The following is a 215-nucleotide window of genomic DNA, read 5'->3' as shown; positions in this document are numbered from 1 at the left end:
AAGCGGGCCGGCATAAAATCGGATGATCCCCAGCTCATTGCCATTGCTAAAATTCTGCAAAGCGCAGAACTGTTTAGTGGTGTCCTGACCCATGCTGGCGGCGCATATGACTGCCGCAGCCTGGACGAAATCAGAGCAATGGCACAGCAAGAACAAGCAGCCGTGCGCGATGCCGCCAGCAAACTGGAAAGGCACCAAATCAGCTGTGACGTTAT

At 54.0% G+C, this 215-nt stretch carries 1 pseudogene; it reads left to right on the top strand.

From position 1 onward, the window contains the following. A pseudogene (locus CWB98_RS23590) lies at positions 1-215 on the top strand (DSD1 family PLP-dependent enzyme); the annotation flags it as partial.

The sequence above is a fragment of the Pseudoalteromonas rubra genome (assembly GCF_005887115.1).
In the GTDB taxonomy this organism is placed as follows: Bacteria; Pseudomonadota; Gammaproteobacteria; order Enterobacterales; family Alteromonadaceae; genus Pseudoalteromonas; species Pseudoalteromonas rubra_F.
Note: the sequence above shows the minus strand (reverse complement) of the source record. Positions and strands in the feature narration are given on the sequence as shown.